This is a genomic window from Lujinxingia sediminis (assembly GCF_004005565.1).
Taxonomy (GTDB): Bacteria; Myxococcota_A; Bradymonadia; order Bradymonadales; family Bradymonadaceae; genus Lujinxingia; species Lujinxingia sediminis.
Genome location: NZ_SADD01000004.1, coordinates 38958 through 54092, shown reverse-complemented (window position 1 = coordinate 54092; position 15135 = coordinate 38958). Strand labels below are relative to the sequence as shown.

Below are 15135 nucleotides of genomic sequence, written 5' to 3'. Positions count from 1 at the left end.
GCCTCACCAGTAGCGCCAGCCCAGCGAGAAGTTGGTGATCCACTGGCCATCGCGGGGGAGGCGAGGAGCGCCGATATTGATCGGTTTGGCAAAGTGCAGGCGAAACACCAGGGGTCCCAGTCCGAAGTTCAGACCTGCCACGGGCGAGAAGGCCCGCCATTGCCAGAGGTCTTCGAGATTTTGACCGGTACCGCCGAAGTCCGCGCCCACCAGCCCTTCGATGTCGAGCAGTGGCACGCGCAAGAGGAAGTTGAGCGGGAAACGAAGCTCGGTTTTCACGAAGCCAAAGGTGCTGCCCAGCAGATAGTCGATGTCACCGAACTCCACCCCGCGCAGAGTGTCGAAGCTGGAGAGGTAGAATTGCCTGGCGAGCTGTCCGCCGTAGGTTGTGCCAGCGGCGGCGCGCAGTGAGAGGTTGATGCGCCCATAGATCGGGAAGTAGCGCTCGGCGTCAACGCGCACCGAGCCATGGACCTCGTCCCGGAAGGGCTGAACATCCAGCGTCGTCTCCGCCAGGATCGAGCCCCCCGAGAGAGGACCGGTGCCCGGGTGGTAGCGGATGGTGTTGTAGCCGAGGCTCAGCGATGGCGAGGTTTGAAAACGCGGCCCTTCGTAGCGACCGGCCCAGCGCTCCAGACGGCCGACGTCAGGTGTGGCCAGATCTTCGTTGAGCAGCAGGTTCTGGGAGCCCTCGGTCAAAAAGTAGGAGACGCCGCCCACGGCTAACTCGCCCTGCACAAAGGCGAAGCGGTTGATCGGGAAACGCAGCGTCGCTCGCCCTCCGTAGAAGCGCTCCCCGGAGAGAAAGCGCGGGGTGTCGGGCAGGGTGTCTTCGACGCGGTAACGCACGTCCTGGAAGATACCCGCTCCCCAGATCAGGCGGCGCTCCTGGTTGAGGTAGGTCAGATCCGCCAGGGTGTTGTTGAGATCGCCAAAGGCCAGCACGTTGACGAAGATCGCATGGTTACGAAGTCGGTCGTTGGTCAGAAGCATCAACTGACCATAGAGCCCCGAGCTGCTGGCGCCGAGAAGGCCAAACACGTTGGCGAGCTCCCAGTTTTTGAAGCTCGCTGCGCTGTAGCGCTCCGCGCCTTCGATGGGGCGGCTGGGGATGGCAGGGGCTTCGGAAGTCTCCGAGGGGTTTTCTGACGCGAGGAGGCTGACGTCGAGCAGGCGCTTCTCCTGGATGCGCGCAGGGCGGCGCTGGCCCCGATGGTAAAAGACTGCCCACAGGGTGTTTCCGGGGCCGGGAGCCAGATCGAAGAGGCCGGTGACAATGTCGGTGCGGCGAGTCAGGCCCGCTTCGGCGACCTGGTAGAGGTTGGCGCGGCCAGCGTCATAGGCGGTAAAGAAGATGCGACCGTCGGCCAATGCGCGCGGGGCGATGTGGTCGCGGGCCTCTCGGGTCAGGCGTCGGGGGTGGGCACCGGGGGTGGGAGCGATCTCAAAGAGGTTGTAGTAGCGATGTTCGGTACCATCGCCGGTGTAAACGATGCCGGAGGGGCCCCAGCTTACGCCGCGCTCGGCGTAGAGATCGTCGGTGAGACGGCGCAGCGTAAAGTCGTCACCATCGAGAGGTTCAAAGAGGTAGAGGTCTTTCTGGCCGTCTTCATCGAGTCCGATGAACGCCACTCTCCGGCCGTCGGGGGAGAAGGAGGGGGATTCGGCAGCGAGTAGCCCTTCGCGACCCAGCTCGAAGCCTCGGCGTTTGCCCAGGCCCAGGTCCACCTTCCAGCCGGTGCTTTCGCCCTCGGCGTTTTGCGTACGCTCGACCGTCGTCTCGAGCTCCTGGATGTAGAGGACGTCGCGGCCGTTGGCGCGGGCCACGAAGACCAGGGTGTCGTCACGTACATCAAAGGTGCGCGGCCCGACCGGGTGGAGTGACTCCACGCCCGGGGTGCCGTCGGCGGCCACCCGAATATGCTGCTCGGGGTCGCGTACATCGTTGAGATACAGGCGCACCTGACCGGTATCGGTGGCGATGGCGCGGTAGAGCATCAAAAAGCCGTCGGGTGAGGTGGTCATCGTCTGCATGACCCCTTCGGTTTCGGTGTAGATGCTCAGGTCGGGGGCGTCCTGACCGCTGTTCAAGAAGCTTGTGTAAGAGCGCTCTTTGAGCCAGCTCTCAAAACGCGCGGAGATGGTGCGTGCGTCGTCGCCGGTGACCTCGGCCAGGAGTCCGCGAAAGGAGATAGGCTCCACCTCGGTGTTGCGTCCGCCCAGAAGTTTGTGGGAGGCCTCCAGAATCTCCTGGAGGGTGCCCTCGCCATAGGTCTCTTCCAGAAATGCCACGCGGGTCTGACCGATTTTATAGGTCCACAGACCGCTGTAGGGGCGGTCTTCGAAGAAGTCGAGCATCACGTAGCCGCGCTCGGGATCGGGGTTAAGCAGAAGATCCCTGGCGATCATCTCGGTCTCCGGGTCAAGCCCTTCAAGCGAGTAGAACTCGGCGATTCCTTCGATGTACCACAGGGGCATGCGGTCGAGGGGATCGCCGCTGACGCCTGCGTTTTTTGCCACATCCTGGGCTTTCTGGATGGTGAACTGGTGGACCATCTCGTGGGAGGAGACGTGCTCGAAGAGGCGGTGGTCACCGAAGTAGGGGAGCACGAGCTTGAGGTCGCCTCGGCGGCTGGTCACCCCGAGCACGCCTTCCTGAAGGGGGAAAATGTTGGTTTGCAAAAACTCCTGATAGGAGTTGTAGAGGATGTAGGGAAGCGTGCGCGTGGGCACGTAGTTGAAGTCGCGGGCAAGCCGGCGGTAGCTGCGCTCAATGTAGGCGGCGGCGCGTTGGGCTACCTCGCGCTCACGTTCGTAGAAATAGAGGCGAACCCCCCCGGAACGCTCATCGAGGGTGGAGGCGGGAAACTCCGGAGACGGCGTGTTCTTGCGCTTCTCTCGGGCTTCTCTCTCGGCCGGAAGCTCGACTTCGGGAGGCTCTGTGGCGGTGTCCGTGGCCGGATCTGGGAAGTCGTCGGCGGGCGTCAGCGGACCGTCATCACTGGCCAGCGTTGAGCGGGGAGCAGCGTCGAGTCCGGAGCGTTCAACACCGAGCTCCGGGGCCTCATCGGTGGCCGATGGGCCCAGCTGAAGTGGGCCGTCGTGGGGGCCGCGTGGGGAGTCGATGCGGTCGGCATCGGAGGTATCGGCTTCCGGTCCCACTAAGATGTCGACGTGGTACCACTCGAAATCAAAGTAGCGCACGTTGGACTGGTTGGGGCGTCGCGGCACCACGTAGATCTGCGCTTCGGCCGCCGGCGGCAGAGCGCCCAGCGTGAGTACAAGACCGGCCGCAAAGAGGAGCGCGGAGGGCAGCAGTCGCCGGATTGTCGCGTCATTCATCAGGTATCCATCGTGGGGAGCGCGCCCCCAAAGGTTGGTGCGAGGGTTCGGGCATGACATGAACAGCGGCCTACATCGGTCGACCTTCCACAAAGATGGTCTGGGGGCGGCCGCTGGCAAGTTCTGTGCTCACTATAGTGGTTTGAAGGCGTGAACACAGCATCGAAGGCCGGTGGCGATTAAGGGTTGGGTGACGCTTCTTGTGGTGTTAAAGTCGCCGACGGTTTTGCCCGTAGAAGTCTCAACGATGTGGGAGCCTCTTTGCGAGAGCTCCCTTGCTTCGACGGGTGTGCGCGGCGTTGCGTTGCGTGCTCCCGGGGAGAGCTCAGACCGATGAATGCCCTGATTGTTGCAGCGCCTTCCGATCGCCCCCTGGCCGAACAGGTCGCCGCGCACCTGAACGGGGAGCTGGCCCGCGTGGAGGTTCGCGCGTTTCCCGATGAGGAAACCTATGTGCGTATCGACTCGGAGGTCGCCGACCGCCACGTGGTGATTGTGGCCAACCTGGTGCGCCCCAACGCGCGCGTCCTCCCGGCGCTCTTTTTAGCCGAGACCGCCCGCGAGCTCTCGCCAGCTTCGGTTGGCCTGGCCACGCCCTACCTTCCCTATATGCGGCAGGACGCGCGTTTTGAGCCCGGTGAGGGCTTGACCAGTCAATACTTCGGGGCGCTGATCTCGCGCAGCTTTGACTGGCTGGTGACCATCGACCCGCACCTGCACCGCTATCAGAGTCTGGACGAATGCTACGCGATCCCCAGCAAGGTCGCCGAGAGCGCCGCTCCGATTGCACGTTGGATCGCCGAGAATGTGGAGCGACCGCTGGTGGTGGGGCCCGATGAAGAGAGCTTTCAGTGGGTCAGCGCGGTGGCGCAGCGCGCCGGGTTGCCTTCGGTGATCATGGATAAGATCCGCCACGGCGACCGCGAGGTGAAGGTTACCGGCGCGGGCCTTCCGCCCTGGACCGACCAGACACCGGTGATTCTCGACGACATCATCTCGACCGGACGCACCATGGTCGAGACGGTGCGCCTTTTGCGTGAGGCGGGCCTCAAACCTCCGGTTTGCGTGGGCGTTCACGCGCTCTTTGTGGGGGATGCCTACCAGATCCTGCGCGGTGCCGGCGTCGATCGGGTGGTCACATGCAACACCGTCAGCCACCTCTCCAATGCGATCGATGTGATCGGGGAGCTGGCCCGGGGGATTGAGTCGTTCGTCTCAGGCTGAACCGGCGAGTAGATCTGGCCTGGGGTGGACCTTAGAGCTCGCCCAGGGCGTTTTGGGCCAGGGTGAGGAGCGTGAGCCCGGCGGTTTCCGCGCGAAGCACGCGCGGGCCCAGGGTGATTGGGGCGCCGCCGGCGTTCAAGATGGCGTCGACCTCGGCTTCTTCGAACCCGCCCTCGGGCCCCACCCACAAGCCGGCCCGAGCGATGGCGTCGCCCTCGGATGCGCGCCGCTCCAGAGCGTCGTGCACCGCGGTCATGCCGTGGCCCAGATGCGCCACCAGGTGGGTGTCGCAGGGATGCGACTCAAGCGCGCGCTCCGGAGGAAGCGGGGCATGCAGGCTGGGGATCTTTGCGCGACGGCACTGGCGAGCGGCACCGGCGATGATCTTCTCCCAGCGTGCGCGCTTCTTCTCAAAACGATCGTCGGAGAGCTGCACCACGCCGCGGCGAGTGGCCAGAGGGACGATGGCGTCGACACCGAGCTCGGTTGCTTTTTCGAGCAACCACTCCCAGCGGTCGCCCTTGGGGATGGCCTGAAAGAGCACCCACTGCACCGAGGACTCCCCGCGCTCACTGATGCGCGGGGCGTCCACCTGCGCGATAACCTGATCGGCGTCACATTCAACAAGTGTGGCGCGGGCCAGGCGCCCGCTGCCATCGAAGAGTTCGACGGGCGCGCCGGGAGGCAGGCGCAGCACGGTGCGCACGTAGTGGGAGGCCTGCTCGGGGAGCACAAAACGCTCGCGATGGGCGGCGTCGCTCAGGAAATCGAATATCTCAGGAGTCAGGGGGACGCGTCGCATCACCCCTCCCGGCGCAGATGCAGCGCGACCCACTCGCCGCGCTGGCGATGCTCGATGAGCGTGAAGCCCGGCTCGGTGAACGCCTCGGTGAGTCGGTCTTTCTCAAAGTCCGGGATGCCGCTGAGCAGCAGGTCGCCGCCGGGGGCGACGTGGCTCAAGAGGTCGTCGCGCAGCCCCAGCAGAATGTGCGCGAGGATGTTGGCCACGACCACATCGAAGTCGCCTTCGACCCGGGCCAGCGGGGTGGTCGAGAGGGCGATGTGTTCTTCGCTAAACCCGTTGGCCCGCAGGTTGTCCTTTGCGACCTCGACGGCGGTGGCGTCCACATCGACGCCGACCACGTGGTCGGCACCCAGGCCGCTGGCCAACATCGCGAGGATCGCCGAGCCACAGCCCACATCGAGCACAGTTGGGGCGGTGCGGGCGTCGAGGAGCTCATCGAGCATCGCCGCGCAGAGCTGGGTGGTCTCGTGGGTGCCGGTACCAAAGGCCATGCCCGGCTCAATGGTGATGGTCATGCCGTCGTCAGGCGTCTCAAGCTCTTCCCAGGGTGGGCCGGCGACCACGCGGCGCGAGAGGCGTACCGGGCGAAAGAAACGCATCCAGGCCGTCTCCCAGCTTCGGTCGTTGTAGGGGGCGATGGCCACGATCTGCGCGCCAGTAAGGCGGTTAACGATCGTCTGAGCCAGCGCCTCGACGGCCTCTTCACCCTGGTCGAAGAAGGCGATGAGGCGGTTCATTCCGTCGGGAAGGGGCGCGAAGGGCGCGTCTTCCATGAAGGTGTCGCGGTCCTGGACTTCGACGCCCAGGGCGCCAAGCTCCCAGAGCACATGGGAATCGGTCTGGGCGATGGGGACCAGCATCTCGGCGCGGATCCAGGCGGTGTCGTCCATGATCTTTCCGTGGGGGCAAGAGGTTGAGGTCTGGCGAGGCTTGGAGGCGATCGCTGCAGGTGGCACCCTGCGACGCGGTGAGCAAACGTTGACGTCATGCCTGCTGCATGGAGAGCATCCTGAGCTGCGTTGCAACGAAAGCAACGCCCAGCGTCTTGTGCCCTGCTCAGGTCTCTCGCAATGGCGCATCCAAAAGCGTCAACATGGCCTCACGGCGTTATAATGCTCTGAGCGTAAATGAGAAGTTAAAAGCAGAGCTGGCATACGGAAGGAGGCAAAGATGGCCAAAGCGCAGAACGATGTGAAGATCGAGGTCGGGCAGGTCGCGCGCCTGACGATCTGCCGACAGGCCCGGCGCAACGCGCTGAGCGCCGGGGTGATCGAGGGGCTCATCGACGGGTTGAAGATGCTCGGAGACAACACCGAGGTGCGCGCAATTGTGCTTACCGGAGAGGGGGAGCGTGCGTTTTGCGCCGGCGGTGACCTGGGCGACCAGCTCCCGGAAGAAGGCATGCTGGGGATGCACCGGGTGCGGGGGCAATTCGCCGAGCTGATTCTGTCGATGCGACGCTCGCCAAAGCCACTGATTGCCAGGGTCAACGGGCATGCGTTGGGAGGCGGGTTCGGGCTTGTGCTGGCCTGCGATCTGGCGGTGGCCGCCGATCATGCGAGCTTCGGCACGCCGGAGGTCAAGGTGGGGCTCTTTCCGATGATGATCTCGGCGCTGATTCAGCGCTCGATCTCGCAGAAGCACGCCATGGAGTTGATGCTCACCGGCGATCGCATCGATGCTGCGCGGGCGTTGGAGGTGGGGGTGGTCAATCAGGTGGTCGCTGCCGCCGAACTGGACGATGCCGTCGGTGCTCTGGCGGAGCGCGTGGCGGCGCACTCCCCGGCGGTGGTGGGGTTGGGGAGGCAGGCTTACTACGCCACCGAAGATATGAGTTTGGAGCAGGCGCTGCGCATGCTGCACAGCCAGCTGACCATCAACACTCTGGCTGAGGACGCGGCGGAAGGAATCAGCGCGTTTCTGGAGAAGCGCGACCCGCAGTGGAAGGGGCAATAAGAGGTCGCGCTGGATGAGCGTCGCTTAAGCGTCGCCGAAGAGAAGATCCCGCATCTGGTAGCGCCCGGCGGGTTTTCCGGCAAGCCAGCGCGCGGCGCGAAGCGCGCCGCGCGCGAAGATCGCGCGGTCGGTGGCGCGATGGGTGAGTTCCAGCCGTTCGCCAGCGGCACACAGGTAGACGGTGTGTTCACCTACGATGTCGGCGCCGCGCAGCACCTGAAAACCGATCTCATCGTTATCACGAGGGCCGGTGTGCCCCTCGCGCGCCCAGGTGGCGACGTCTTCTAAGTTCCAGTCGCGGCCGCGGGCTGCAGCTCGTCCCAGCATCAACGCTGTGCCCGAGGGGGCGTCGACCTTGCGGCGGTGGTGGGCCTCAAAGATCTCGATGTCGGCATCCTCGCCGAAGCCGCGGCTGGCAAGCTCAACGAGATGCTCCAGCAGGTTGACTCCGACTGAGAAGTTCGCCGCCAGGAGCAGGGGAATGGAGCGAGCGGCCTGGTCGAGCGCCCGATGCTGCTCGGCGTTCAAACCCGTGGTGCCGCTGACCATCGCCACGCCGGCACCCGCGGCGAGTTCGGCCACCCGGGCGCAGGCGTCTGGTGATGAGAAGTCGATGACCACGTCCACCGTCGCGATGGCGTCGAGGTCGTCGGTGGCGATGATCCCCTCTGGCCCCAGCGCCTGGCCGATATGCGCGCTCTGCGGCGCGACAATCGCTGCGCTGATCTTCAGCGTATCAAGGCTCGCTGCTTCCTGAAGAAGTTGCGTGCCCATGCGCCCGGCAGCCCCGACGATGGCGATCTCAATGGCGTGCGCGCTCATGCCAATCCGAAGTCGTTGAGGGCCTGACGAAGTCGGGTCACAAACGCCTCATCGGGCGCATAGAGCGGGCCGCGCATGGCAGGTGAACACCACCCGAGTGCGGCCGCAGCGGCTTTGACAGGGATGGGGTTGCTGCGCTCAAAGAGGATGCGCGCCAGGGGCTGGATCTTACGGTGCAGCGTGAGCGCTTCTTCAAAGTTGCCCGCGGCGGCAGCTTTGCAGAGCGTGCTCATCGTCTCAGGGCTCAAGTTGGAGACGACCGAGATGCAGCCGTGGCCACCGATGGTCATCAGGGGGAAGGTCGTAAAGTCATCGCCCGAGAGGAGCGCGAAGTCCGGCGCAACGCGCGCAGCGATTTCGGTGTCCAGCACAAGGTCGGCGCTGGCCTCTTTGACGCCGATGATGTTGGCGTGGTTGGAGAGCGTGACGATGGTATCGGCGCTCATCGAGACGCCGGTACGACCGGGCACATTGTAGAGAAGCACGGGCAGGCCGCCCTCGTTGGCAACCGCCTCAAAGTGGCGGATCATATCGGCCTGACCCGGCTTGTTGTAGTAGGGCGTCACGACCAGGGCGGCGGCGATCTTGCCCGGGTTCTCCTCGGCGATGCGGCGCGTAAAGGCGATGGTCGAGGCGGTGCAGTTGGAGCCGGTGCCAGCAACGACCGGGACGCGACCATCGACGTGCTCCACCACGGCCTTGATGACCTGGCTGCACTCATCGTCGCTCATCGTGGCGGCCTCACCTGTGGTGCCGCAGGGGACAAGGCCGTTGATGCCACCTTCGATCTGGCGGTCGACCAGGGCGCGCAGCGCGTCGAAATCAACCTCGCCAGTGTCGCTAAATGGCGTGATAAGGGCGGTCAGGGCGCCGGAGAGCAGAGGTGCGTTGGCCATGGGAGTCTCACAGGTCAGGGGTTTACAGAGAGCGCGATGCGGCGGAGTGCACGGGGTTGCGTCGACTCAGAGTGCGCACCGATTTCGGCGCGACGAATGGAGCTAAAGTGTCGCGGCGCGCCGCGAGGTGTCAAGGTGGCGAGGTTGTGGAGGGCTCAGGCCTCGATCTTCCAGTCTTCCCAGGGGAGCGGGCGTTGCTCGACGTAGGACTCATCACGCAGCTCCTGCACAAAGGGCGACTCGCGTAGCACCACCGGGGTGCGGTCGCGGGTGGTCTTAATGAGGGGATGGCAGAGATGAAGATCACGTTTGGCGCGGGTGGTGGCCACATAAAAGAGGCGCCGCTCTTCTTCCATCTGCTCCTGATCCTGGGAGGCGCTCTGATGGGGAAACTCCCCGTCGCTTAAGCTGAGGATGAATACCGCGTCCCACTCCAGGCCCTTGGCCTGGTGCACGGAACTTAAGCAGACGAACTGATCGTCGAAGGCTTCGCCCACGCCGATCTCCTGACCGGAGATGCCCGAGAGCAGGCTGATCTCACCGAGGAGATGATCGAGCGATTCGTACTGGGCAGCGTAGTTGGCGAGCTGCTCCAGGTCAGCGATGCGGTTGTCGGCCTGGTCGTAGCTGCTCTGGATATGATCTTTGAAGTCGCTCCGAAGCAGGGTGGTCAGGAGTTGGTCGGGGCCGGTGGCCAGACGCTCGGAGCGAAGCTGGGTGAGCAGCGTTGAGGCGCGTTCCCACGAGGACTTCGCCCGTCCGCCCAGGCTTTCGAGAAGCGCCGGATCGTCGAGGGCGGCCAGGGCGTCGGGCTGCGAGCTTAAGAAGAGCCAGATGTCCTGGGCGCGTTTGTTGCCGATGCCGTACCACTGGCGCACCAGACGAAGAAACGCCAGCTCGTCGCGGGGGTTAAACAAAAAGCGCAGGTAGCTGAGCGCATCTTTGATGTGAGCCTGCTCGAAGAAGCGCAGCCCGGAGCGCACCACAAAGGGGATCTCGCAGCGGGTCATCTCCAGCTGAAGCTCCAGCGAGTGGTGGTGGGAGCGGTAGAGCACGGCGATGTTACTCAGTTCGGTGCCCTCATCGACGAGCTCCAGGATGCGCTGGCAGACAAAGGCCGCCTGCTGATTGGGGTCGCGCACGTGAATGTGCGCCGGCAGAGGCCCCCCGGGCCGGTCGGCGCGCAGCGTTTTCTGGAACTGGTGGATGTTGTAGCGGATCGAGCGGTTGGCCAGCTCCAGAATCTGCGGGGTGGAGCGGTAGTTGATCTCCAGACGGTACTGGCGGGCGTCGGGGTAGCGCTCGGGAAACTCCAGGATGTTGCGATAGTCCGCGCCGCGAAAGGCGTAGATCGACTGGCAGTCGTCGCCCACGACCATGAGGTTGCCGTGCACCGAAGCCATCAGATCGACGATGGCGCCCTGGAGCTGGTTGGTATCCTGGTACTCGTCGACCAGAATGTGTTCGAAACGCGTGGCGTAGTGGCGGCGTACTTCCGGATGCTCGGTCAGCAGGCGATGCCAGCTCACGAGAAGATCGTCAAAATCCATCAGTCCCATCTCGTGTTTACGGATCTGATAGAGGCGGAGGATCTTCTCGATCGGCGTGACCAGGTGCGCGAAGTAGGGGTAGCGCTCGAAGAGGGCATCGGAGAGGGAGACGCCGGTGTTGAGCGTGGTGCTCAACAGTCGCGTGAGCATGCTGGCGCGGGGGAGCTTACGATCGAGATGACCGACGCCGGCCTCAGCGATGCAGGACTTCATCAGGGTCTGGGCGTCTTCGCCGTCGATGATCGTGTAATCTCTGGGGTAGCCCAAAAGCGGAGCGTGCTCGCGCAGGATGCGGTTGGCCACGGAGTGAAAGGTGCCGCTCCACTGGCGAGTCACGTCGGTGGTGATCAGGGCACTGGCGCGGCTGGTCATCGCTCGGGCGGCGCGGTTGGTGAAGGTTAAGAGAAGGATGTTCTCCGGCGGCACGCCCTTTGAAACCAGGTAGGCCACCCGATAGGTCAGGGTGTGGGTCTTTCCGGTGCCCGCCCCGGCGATGACCAGAAGGGGCCCGGAGCCAGCGGTGACCACCTGGCGCTGCTCGTCGTTTAAGTCGCGCTCAAAGTCCAGGCCGGAGGCCGAGCCGGGGGTGGGGTTGAGTTTGTAGGTCTTCACGGTGGTGGCTCCGGGCCTGGGGGATCTGCGGGAGGCGACGCGCCACTAAGTCATAAAGCGCTGCGCGTCCGTTGGCCAGTGCGGGGCGGTGTGAAGCCGCGTGATTAAAAAAGTTTGGGGTTGGACGCAAAACCTCTCCGAAGCGCTCGACAATAGAGGGGAGAGCATCACGAGGCGATGTTCACGACGTATTCTTCATAACCTGGCAACCCTACTTCACGTCGAGGTCAGCATGACGAGCATCAGCAGTGGCGGCATCAACCAGCAGAGCCCTATCGATTACGAGCCCATTGACATGGCGCTCGTGAAGCCGGAGGTCGCCTCAAAGGTAGCTGAGGTAGAGAGCGATTTTCTCGCGCGTATTGATGATCTCAAAGCGCAGATTGCCGAGGACCCCCGCAGTGCTCGTGCGCTTGAGCTTAAAGGGGAGGTCACTCGTCTGGAGAATGCGTTTCGGGACTTTAGCGAGAGCGTCACCTCCTTTGTCACAACAACGGATGAAGGAGTGCCCTGGATTCATGAGGACACCCACCTTCTACCGCGGGAAATGCTTCAGGGATTTGTGCGCGAGATGCAGGTCGAGTTGGGGGCAAGCTATGAAACTTATGGAACGGCCGTCGGCGGGGGAGGAGTAACGACGGCCAGCGAACTTACCATGAGCAGCATGGAACTGAGGGCGCCGAAGTTGAGCAATTTGCAGGTCTCAAAGCATCACGTGTCGGAGGCTGGCAAGGCTTTGCTCAGGCGGATGGAGACGAATGAAGGGGTTGAAAAGGGAGGCAACACGCAAGGTTCGGGCGCGACCGATTCCCCGGGCGCGAGTTCGGAGACGAAGGAGGGGGGGAAAACCGCTGCGGATTTTGAGGTCGCCGAGATGGTCAATCTGCTCTCCAGCGATCCCGACGCGTTTATGCAGGAACTCAGCGCGATCGTGGATCCTCAGGAGCGGGCGGCGTTGATGACGCTGGTTCAGAGCAAACTTCAGCAGATCAACCAGCTCTTCTCGATGGTCTCGCAGTTCTCGCAGGCGATGCATGACACCTCGAAGGCGATCATCAGCAATCTGCGTGTGTGAAGTCAGTGAGGCAGGCGAACTTCGGGCGCTTCGCGCTGGCGAGCGCCTGATAACCACCAGGGAGAACAGGCCATGAGCGAGCAAAAGCAGGGCAGGTATACCGAAGAAATTAAGACGCTCCATAAGGTCGCCGAGCGCGTGGCGGCGGGGGAGTCGATGGCAAGCATCCTTCAACTTACGCCGGGCGATATGGCGTTTTTCGAGAGTCGCGCCTACGAGTTTCATCGTCAGGGGCAACTGGAGAAGGCCGAGGAGGTGGCGCTGGGGATTCTGGCGCTTGATGAAAAGCGCGTGTACCCGCTTCTGGTTCTGGGCGATGTGGCGCTCAGGCGTCGCGACGTCGAGCAGGCAGTGATGTGGCTGGAGCGCGCTGCCGAAGAGGAAGCGGAGGATGTCGACGTGTTGATTCGGCTGGGGGAGGCGCTTTTGCGCGCAGGAAGTCTGGAGCGTGCGCATCAGGTACTTGACTGCGTGATTGCCGCTGGTGGCGCTGGTGATGAGGTTTACGCGCGTCGCGCCCGGGCGCTCAAGGGCGTGGTCCGGGGGCGTCAGCGTGAGTCTATGTCAGCCTCAAGTCCCCAGCCAGCTGGTTGACCGGCTGACCGGCTGGACGCGCGTCTTTTGCTGCATCGCGGCGATCGTGTGGGGTGGAGGCCCGGCATTCCAATAGGGGACGGGTTTCGCTATGGTGTCGGCACACACACGATCGCCGCATATCTGTGGCGCTTCAAAGAACGTAACCTCTGGTCGGTGAGACGTATGCAAAGCCTCTGGCAGTCGGGATTTCGAACGAGCGGTGTGGTGCTGCTCTGGATGGTGTTGGCGTCGATGGCGCTTGTTGCCTGCGGCGATCGCGACGGCATCGGTGAAACCGGCGCTGGCGTTATTGAGGTAAGGCCGACTCAGATTGGTTTTGCCCAGGTCGATCTTGGAGACTCGAACACCGAGTTTCTGACGATCCGGAACAACTCCGATGAGCGACTTCAGATCTTTGAACTGGAGATGGAAGCAACCGGTGGTGGAAGCGCCGCCGGGTTGAGCCTGGGCTCGGTGCCAGGGCTTCCCTTCGCGCTGGAAGCCCAACAGGAGCAGGTCATTGAGGTGACCTACGCCCCGGAGCCCGGAGAGGCCGCGCGAGGGCGCGTTCGAATTCTTTCGAGTGATCCGCGCTACTCGGCGGAGTCGCCTCTCTACGTCGAAATCACCACCCTGGGGAATTCGCCGGAGATTCTCGTGGACCCACCCATCGTGCGCTTCGCGCGTGCGGGCACCGGCGCCTTCGATGAGCGCCAGACTCGCCTCATCAACGTGGGTACCGCGCCGCTCATCATTTATGAGGCGCCGGAGTATGGCGGGGGGGATGACTTCAGCATCGCGCTACCCGAGCGAAGCTACCCGCTGGAGATTTTGCCCTACGATTCCGAGGCGGTTGAAGCGGGCGCTGAGAACTATGAGCTTGTGATCGATGTGCTCTACCAACCTACCGGGCAGGGGCAGGATACCGGCGAGATCTCGGTGGTGACCAACGACGTGCGGGATCCGGCGCCCGGTCGTGAAGATCGCGGACTGACGCGTATTGATGTGCGCGCCGACGCGGATGCCGCCTGCATCGAAGTTGACAGTCGAAACCGCAACTTCGGTCAGGTGCCCATCGGAAGTTCCAGCAACGACCAGGTTGAGGTCACCAACTGCGGTACCCGCGTGTTGCAGATCGACAACGTCGTGGTCGCTCAGGCTGGCAACGTCTTCGAGCTGGACCTTGGGAGTTGGGACCGCAGCGGCAATGGCGCGATCGACGATCCGGTATCGGTGGCGCCGGGAATGAGCGTGAACTTCGGCATCAAGTTCATTCCCTTTGAGGAGGGGACTGAGCGCGCGGAAGTGATCATCGTTAACAACGACCCGATTCAGCCCGAGCTGGTCATTGATGTGGTCGGCCGCGGGGCCGACGGGGAGTGCCCGATTGCCACGGCGCTCGGTAGGGTGCGCGGGGTCAGCGGGATGGGCCGGCCCTCGCTCACTGCGATTCCCCTGCAGTACGTGATCCTCGATGGTAGCCAGAGCGAGGACCCGGATGGGCAGGTTGTCGACTATCAGTGGGAGGTGCTCCAGGGCCCCCCGGGAACGCTCGTGCAGCTGGGGCCGACGCAGGATGACCCCCTGGGCAACGACTCTTCTCGGCGCGAGTTTCGCCTGCTCACTGCGGGCACCTACCGTATCGGCCTTAACGTGATCGACAACGACGGGTTCCGCTCCTGCGAGGGGGCCGAAGTCGAGATTCGCGCGGTGCCCGACCAGGACATCCATATCGAGCTGACATGGACAAACCCCAGCGATCCCGATGAGGGAGACGGTGAGGGAAGTGATGTGGATCTGCACCTGACCAAAATGGGGCCGGGAAACTGGGCGGAGGAACCCTACAGCGTGTACTTCCAGTTCCCCAACCGATCCCAGGAGTCGATCTGGAGTCCGGAAGACCCCAGCCTGGACATCGACGTGCGCGATGGGGCGGGCCCGGAGAACATCACGATGCGAAACCCGGCCAACTGCGAATGGTATGCTATCGGTGTGCACTATTACCGGCAGCTCTTTGGTACTGCCTATGCCACCGTGCGCATCTACATTCAGGGACAGCTGCGCTACGAATCGGCGCTTGAGCCCCTGGAGCGCACCGGCGAGTTCTGGGATGTGGCGCGAATTCACTGGGATAGCGGCCAGGCGACGATCGTCGATGTCGATGCACGCTATCCGGCACTTCCCCAGGGGCAGCCGCCGGAGGTAGGCAACGCCATGGTGGAGACCGCCACCGAGCTCGGGTTGTGCAGCGCGCAACAACTCTATTGAAGCTTCATT

At 63.5% G+C, this 15135-nt stretch carries 11 protein-coding genes; 5 read left to right on the top strand and 6 right to left on the bottom strand.

The annotated features are described in order from the left end of the window. Nucleotides 1-3 precede the first annotated feature (3 nt). A complete protein-coding gene (locus tag EA187_RS09385; RefSeq protein ID WP_164856160.1) occupies nt 4-3342 on the bottom strand; it encodes a PD40 domain-containing protein in 3339 nt (1112 codons plus the stop codon). A gap of 333 nt (nt 3343-3675) precedes the next feature. Here EA187_RS09385 and EA187_RS09380 point away from each other — a divergent pair, with 333 nt between their 5' ends. Further along, entirely contained in the window at nt 3676-4566 is an 891-nt protein-coding gene (locus tag EA187_RS09380) for a ribose-phosphate pyrophosphokinase (RefSeq protein ID WP_127780104.1), read from the top strand. Between the two features lie 31 nt (nt 4567-4597). Here EA187_RS09380 and EA187_RS09375 read toward each other — a convergent pair whose 3' ends face one another. Next, on the bottom strand, nt 4598-5368 hold the full coding sequence (locus EA187_RS09375) for a 16S rRNA (uracil(1498)-N(3))-methyltransferase (protein ID WP_127780103.1): 771 nt from the start codon (nt 5366-5368) through the stop codon (nt 4598-4600). Beyond that, nucleotides 5368-6261 (bottom strand): 50S ribosomal protein L11 methyltransferase, encoded by an 894-nt coding sequence (gene prmA / locus EA187_RS09370; RefSeq protein WP_164856159.1) that lies wholly within the window; start codon nt 6259-6261, stop codon nt 5368-5370. The genes EA187_RS09375 and prmA overlap by 1 nt, the downstream gene beginning before the upstream one ends. Before the next feature lie 280 nt (nt 6262-6541). Between prmA and EA187_RS09365 the strand changes: the two genes are divergently transcribed. Continuing rightward, nucleotides 6542-7327 (top strand): enoyl-CoA hydratase/isomerase family protein, encoded by a 786-nt coding sequence (locus tag EA187_RS09365; RefSeq protein ID WP_127780102.1) that lies wholly within the window; start codon nt 6542-6544, stop codon nt 7325-7327. Nucleotides 7328-7351: 24 nt separating this feature from the next. Here EA187_RS09365 and dapB read toward each other — a convergent pair whose 3' ends face one another. The 3 genes from dapB to EA187_RS09350 all read right to left on the bottom strand — a co-directional run bounded on the left by dapB (nt 7352) and on the right by EA187_RS09350 (nt 11207). Continuing rightward, complete coding sequence (gene dapB / locus EA187_RS09360; RefSeq protein ID WP_127780101.1) at nt 7352-8149, bottom strand: 4-hydroxy-tetrahydrodipicolinate reductase; 798 nt, start codon at nt 8147-8149, stop codon at nt 7352-7354. Next, a complete protein-coding gene (dapA, locus tag EA187_RS09355; RefSeq protein WP_127780100.1) occupies nt 8146-9045 on the bottom strand; it encodes a 4-hydroxy-tetrahydrodipicolinate synthase in 900 nt (299 codons plus the stop codon). The genes dapB and dapA overlap by 4 nt, the downstream gene beginning before the upstream one ends. A gap of 155 nt (nt 9046-9200) precedes the next feature. Beyond that, nucleotides 9201-11207 carry an ATP-dependent helicase gene (locus EA187_RS09350; RefSeq protein ID WP_127780099.1) on the bottom strand — a complete coding sequence of 669 codons (2007 nt, stop codon included), beginning with the start codon at nt 11205-11207 and terminating at the stop codon, nt 9201-9203. Between the two features lie 232 nt (nt 11208-11439). Between EA187_RS09350 and EA187_RS09345 the strand changes: the two genes are divergently transcribed. The 3 genes from EA187_RS09345 to EA187_RS09335 all read left to right on the top strand — a co-directional run bounded on the left by EA187_RS09345 (nt 11440) and on the right by EA187_RS09335 (nt 15126). Beyond that, nucleotides 11440-12282, top strand: a complete 843-nt coding sequence (locus tag EA187_RS09345; RefSeq protein ID WP_115604037.1) for a hypothetical protein — start codon at nt 11440-11442, stop codon at nt 12280-12282. A 72-nt stretch (nt 12283-12354) separates the two neighbouring features. Then, the gene (locus tag EA187_RS09340) at nt 12355-12876 is read left to right on the top strand and encodes a tetratricopeptide repeat protein (protein WP_115604039.1); all 522 of its coding nucleotides are present in this window, start codon (nt 12355-12357) and stop codon (nt 12874-12876) included. Between the two features lie 165 nt (nt 12877-13041). After that, nucleotides 13042-15126, top strand: coding sequence for a choice-of-anchor D domain-containing protein (locus EA187_RS09335; RefSeq protein ID WP_127780098.1), 2085 nt, complete (start codon nt 13042-13044; stop codon nt 15124-15126). Nucleotides 15127-15135: the final 9 nt, after the last annotated feature.

Excerpts from the sequence above, each read along its gene's own strand:
- EA187_RS09365 (WP_127780102.1), top strand. The coding sequence starts at position 6,542 with ATGGCCAAAGCGCAGAACGATGTGAAGATCGAGGTCGGGCAGGTCGCG.
- dapB (WP_127780101.1), bottom strand. The coding sequence starts at position 8,149 with ATGAGCGCGCACGCCATTGAGATCGCCATCGTCGGGGCTGCCGGGCGC.
- EA187_RS09375 (WP_127780103.1), bottom strand. The coding sequence starts at position 5,368 with ATGCGACGCGTCCCCCTGACTCCTGAGATATTCGATTTCCTGAGCGAC.
- prmA (WP_164856159.1), bottom strand. The coding sequence starts at position 6,261 with ATGGACGACACCGCCTGGATCCGCGCCGAGATGCTGGTCCCCATCGCC.
- EA187_RS09380 (WP_127780104.1), top strand. The coding sequence starts at position 3,676 with ATGAATGCCCTGATTGTTGCAGCGCCTTCCGATCGCCCCCTGGCCGAA.
- EA187_RS09345 (WP_115604037.1), top strand. The coding sequence starts at position 11,440 with ATGACGAGCATCAGCAGTGGCGGCATCAACCAGCAGAGCCCTATCGAT.
- EA187_RS09340 (WP_115604039.1), top strand. The coding sequence starts at position 12,355 with ATGAGCGAGCAAAAGCAGGGCAGGTATACCGAAGAAATTAAGACGCTC.
- EA187_RS09385 (WP_164856160.1), bottom strand. The coding sequence starts at position 3,342 with ATGAATGACGCGACAATCCGGCGACTGCTGCCCTCCGCGCTCCTCTTT.
- EA187_RS09335 (WP_127780098.1), top strand. The coding sequence starts at position 13,042 with ATGCAAAGCCTCTGGCAGTCGGGATTTCGAACGAGCGGTGTGGTGCTG.
- dapA (WP_127780100.1), bottom strand. The coding sequence starts at position 9,045 with ATGGCCAACGCACCTCTGCTCTCCGGCGCCCTGACCGCCCTTATCACG.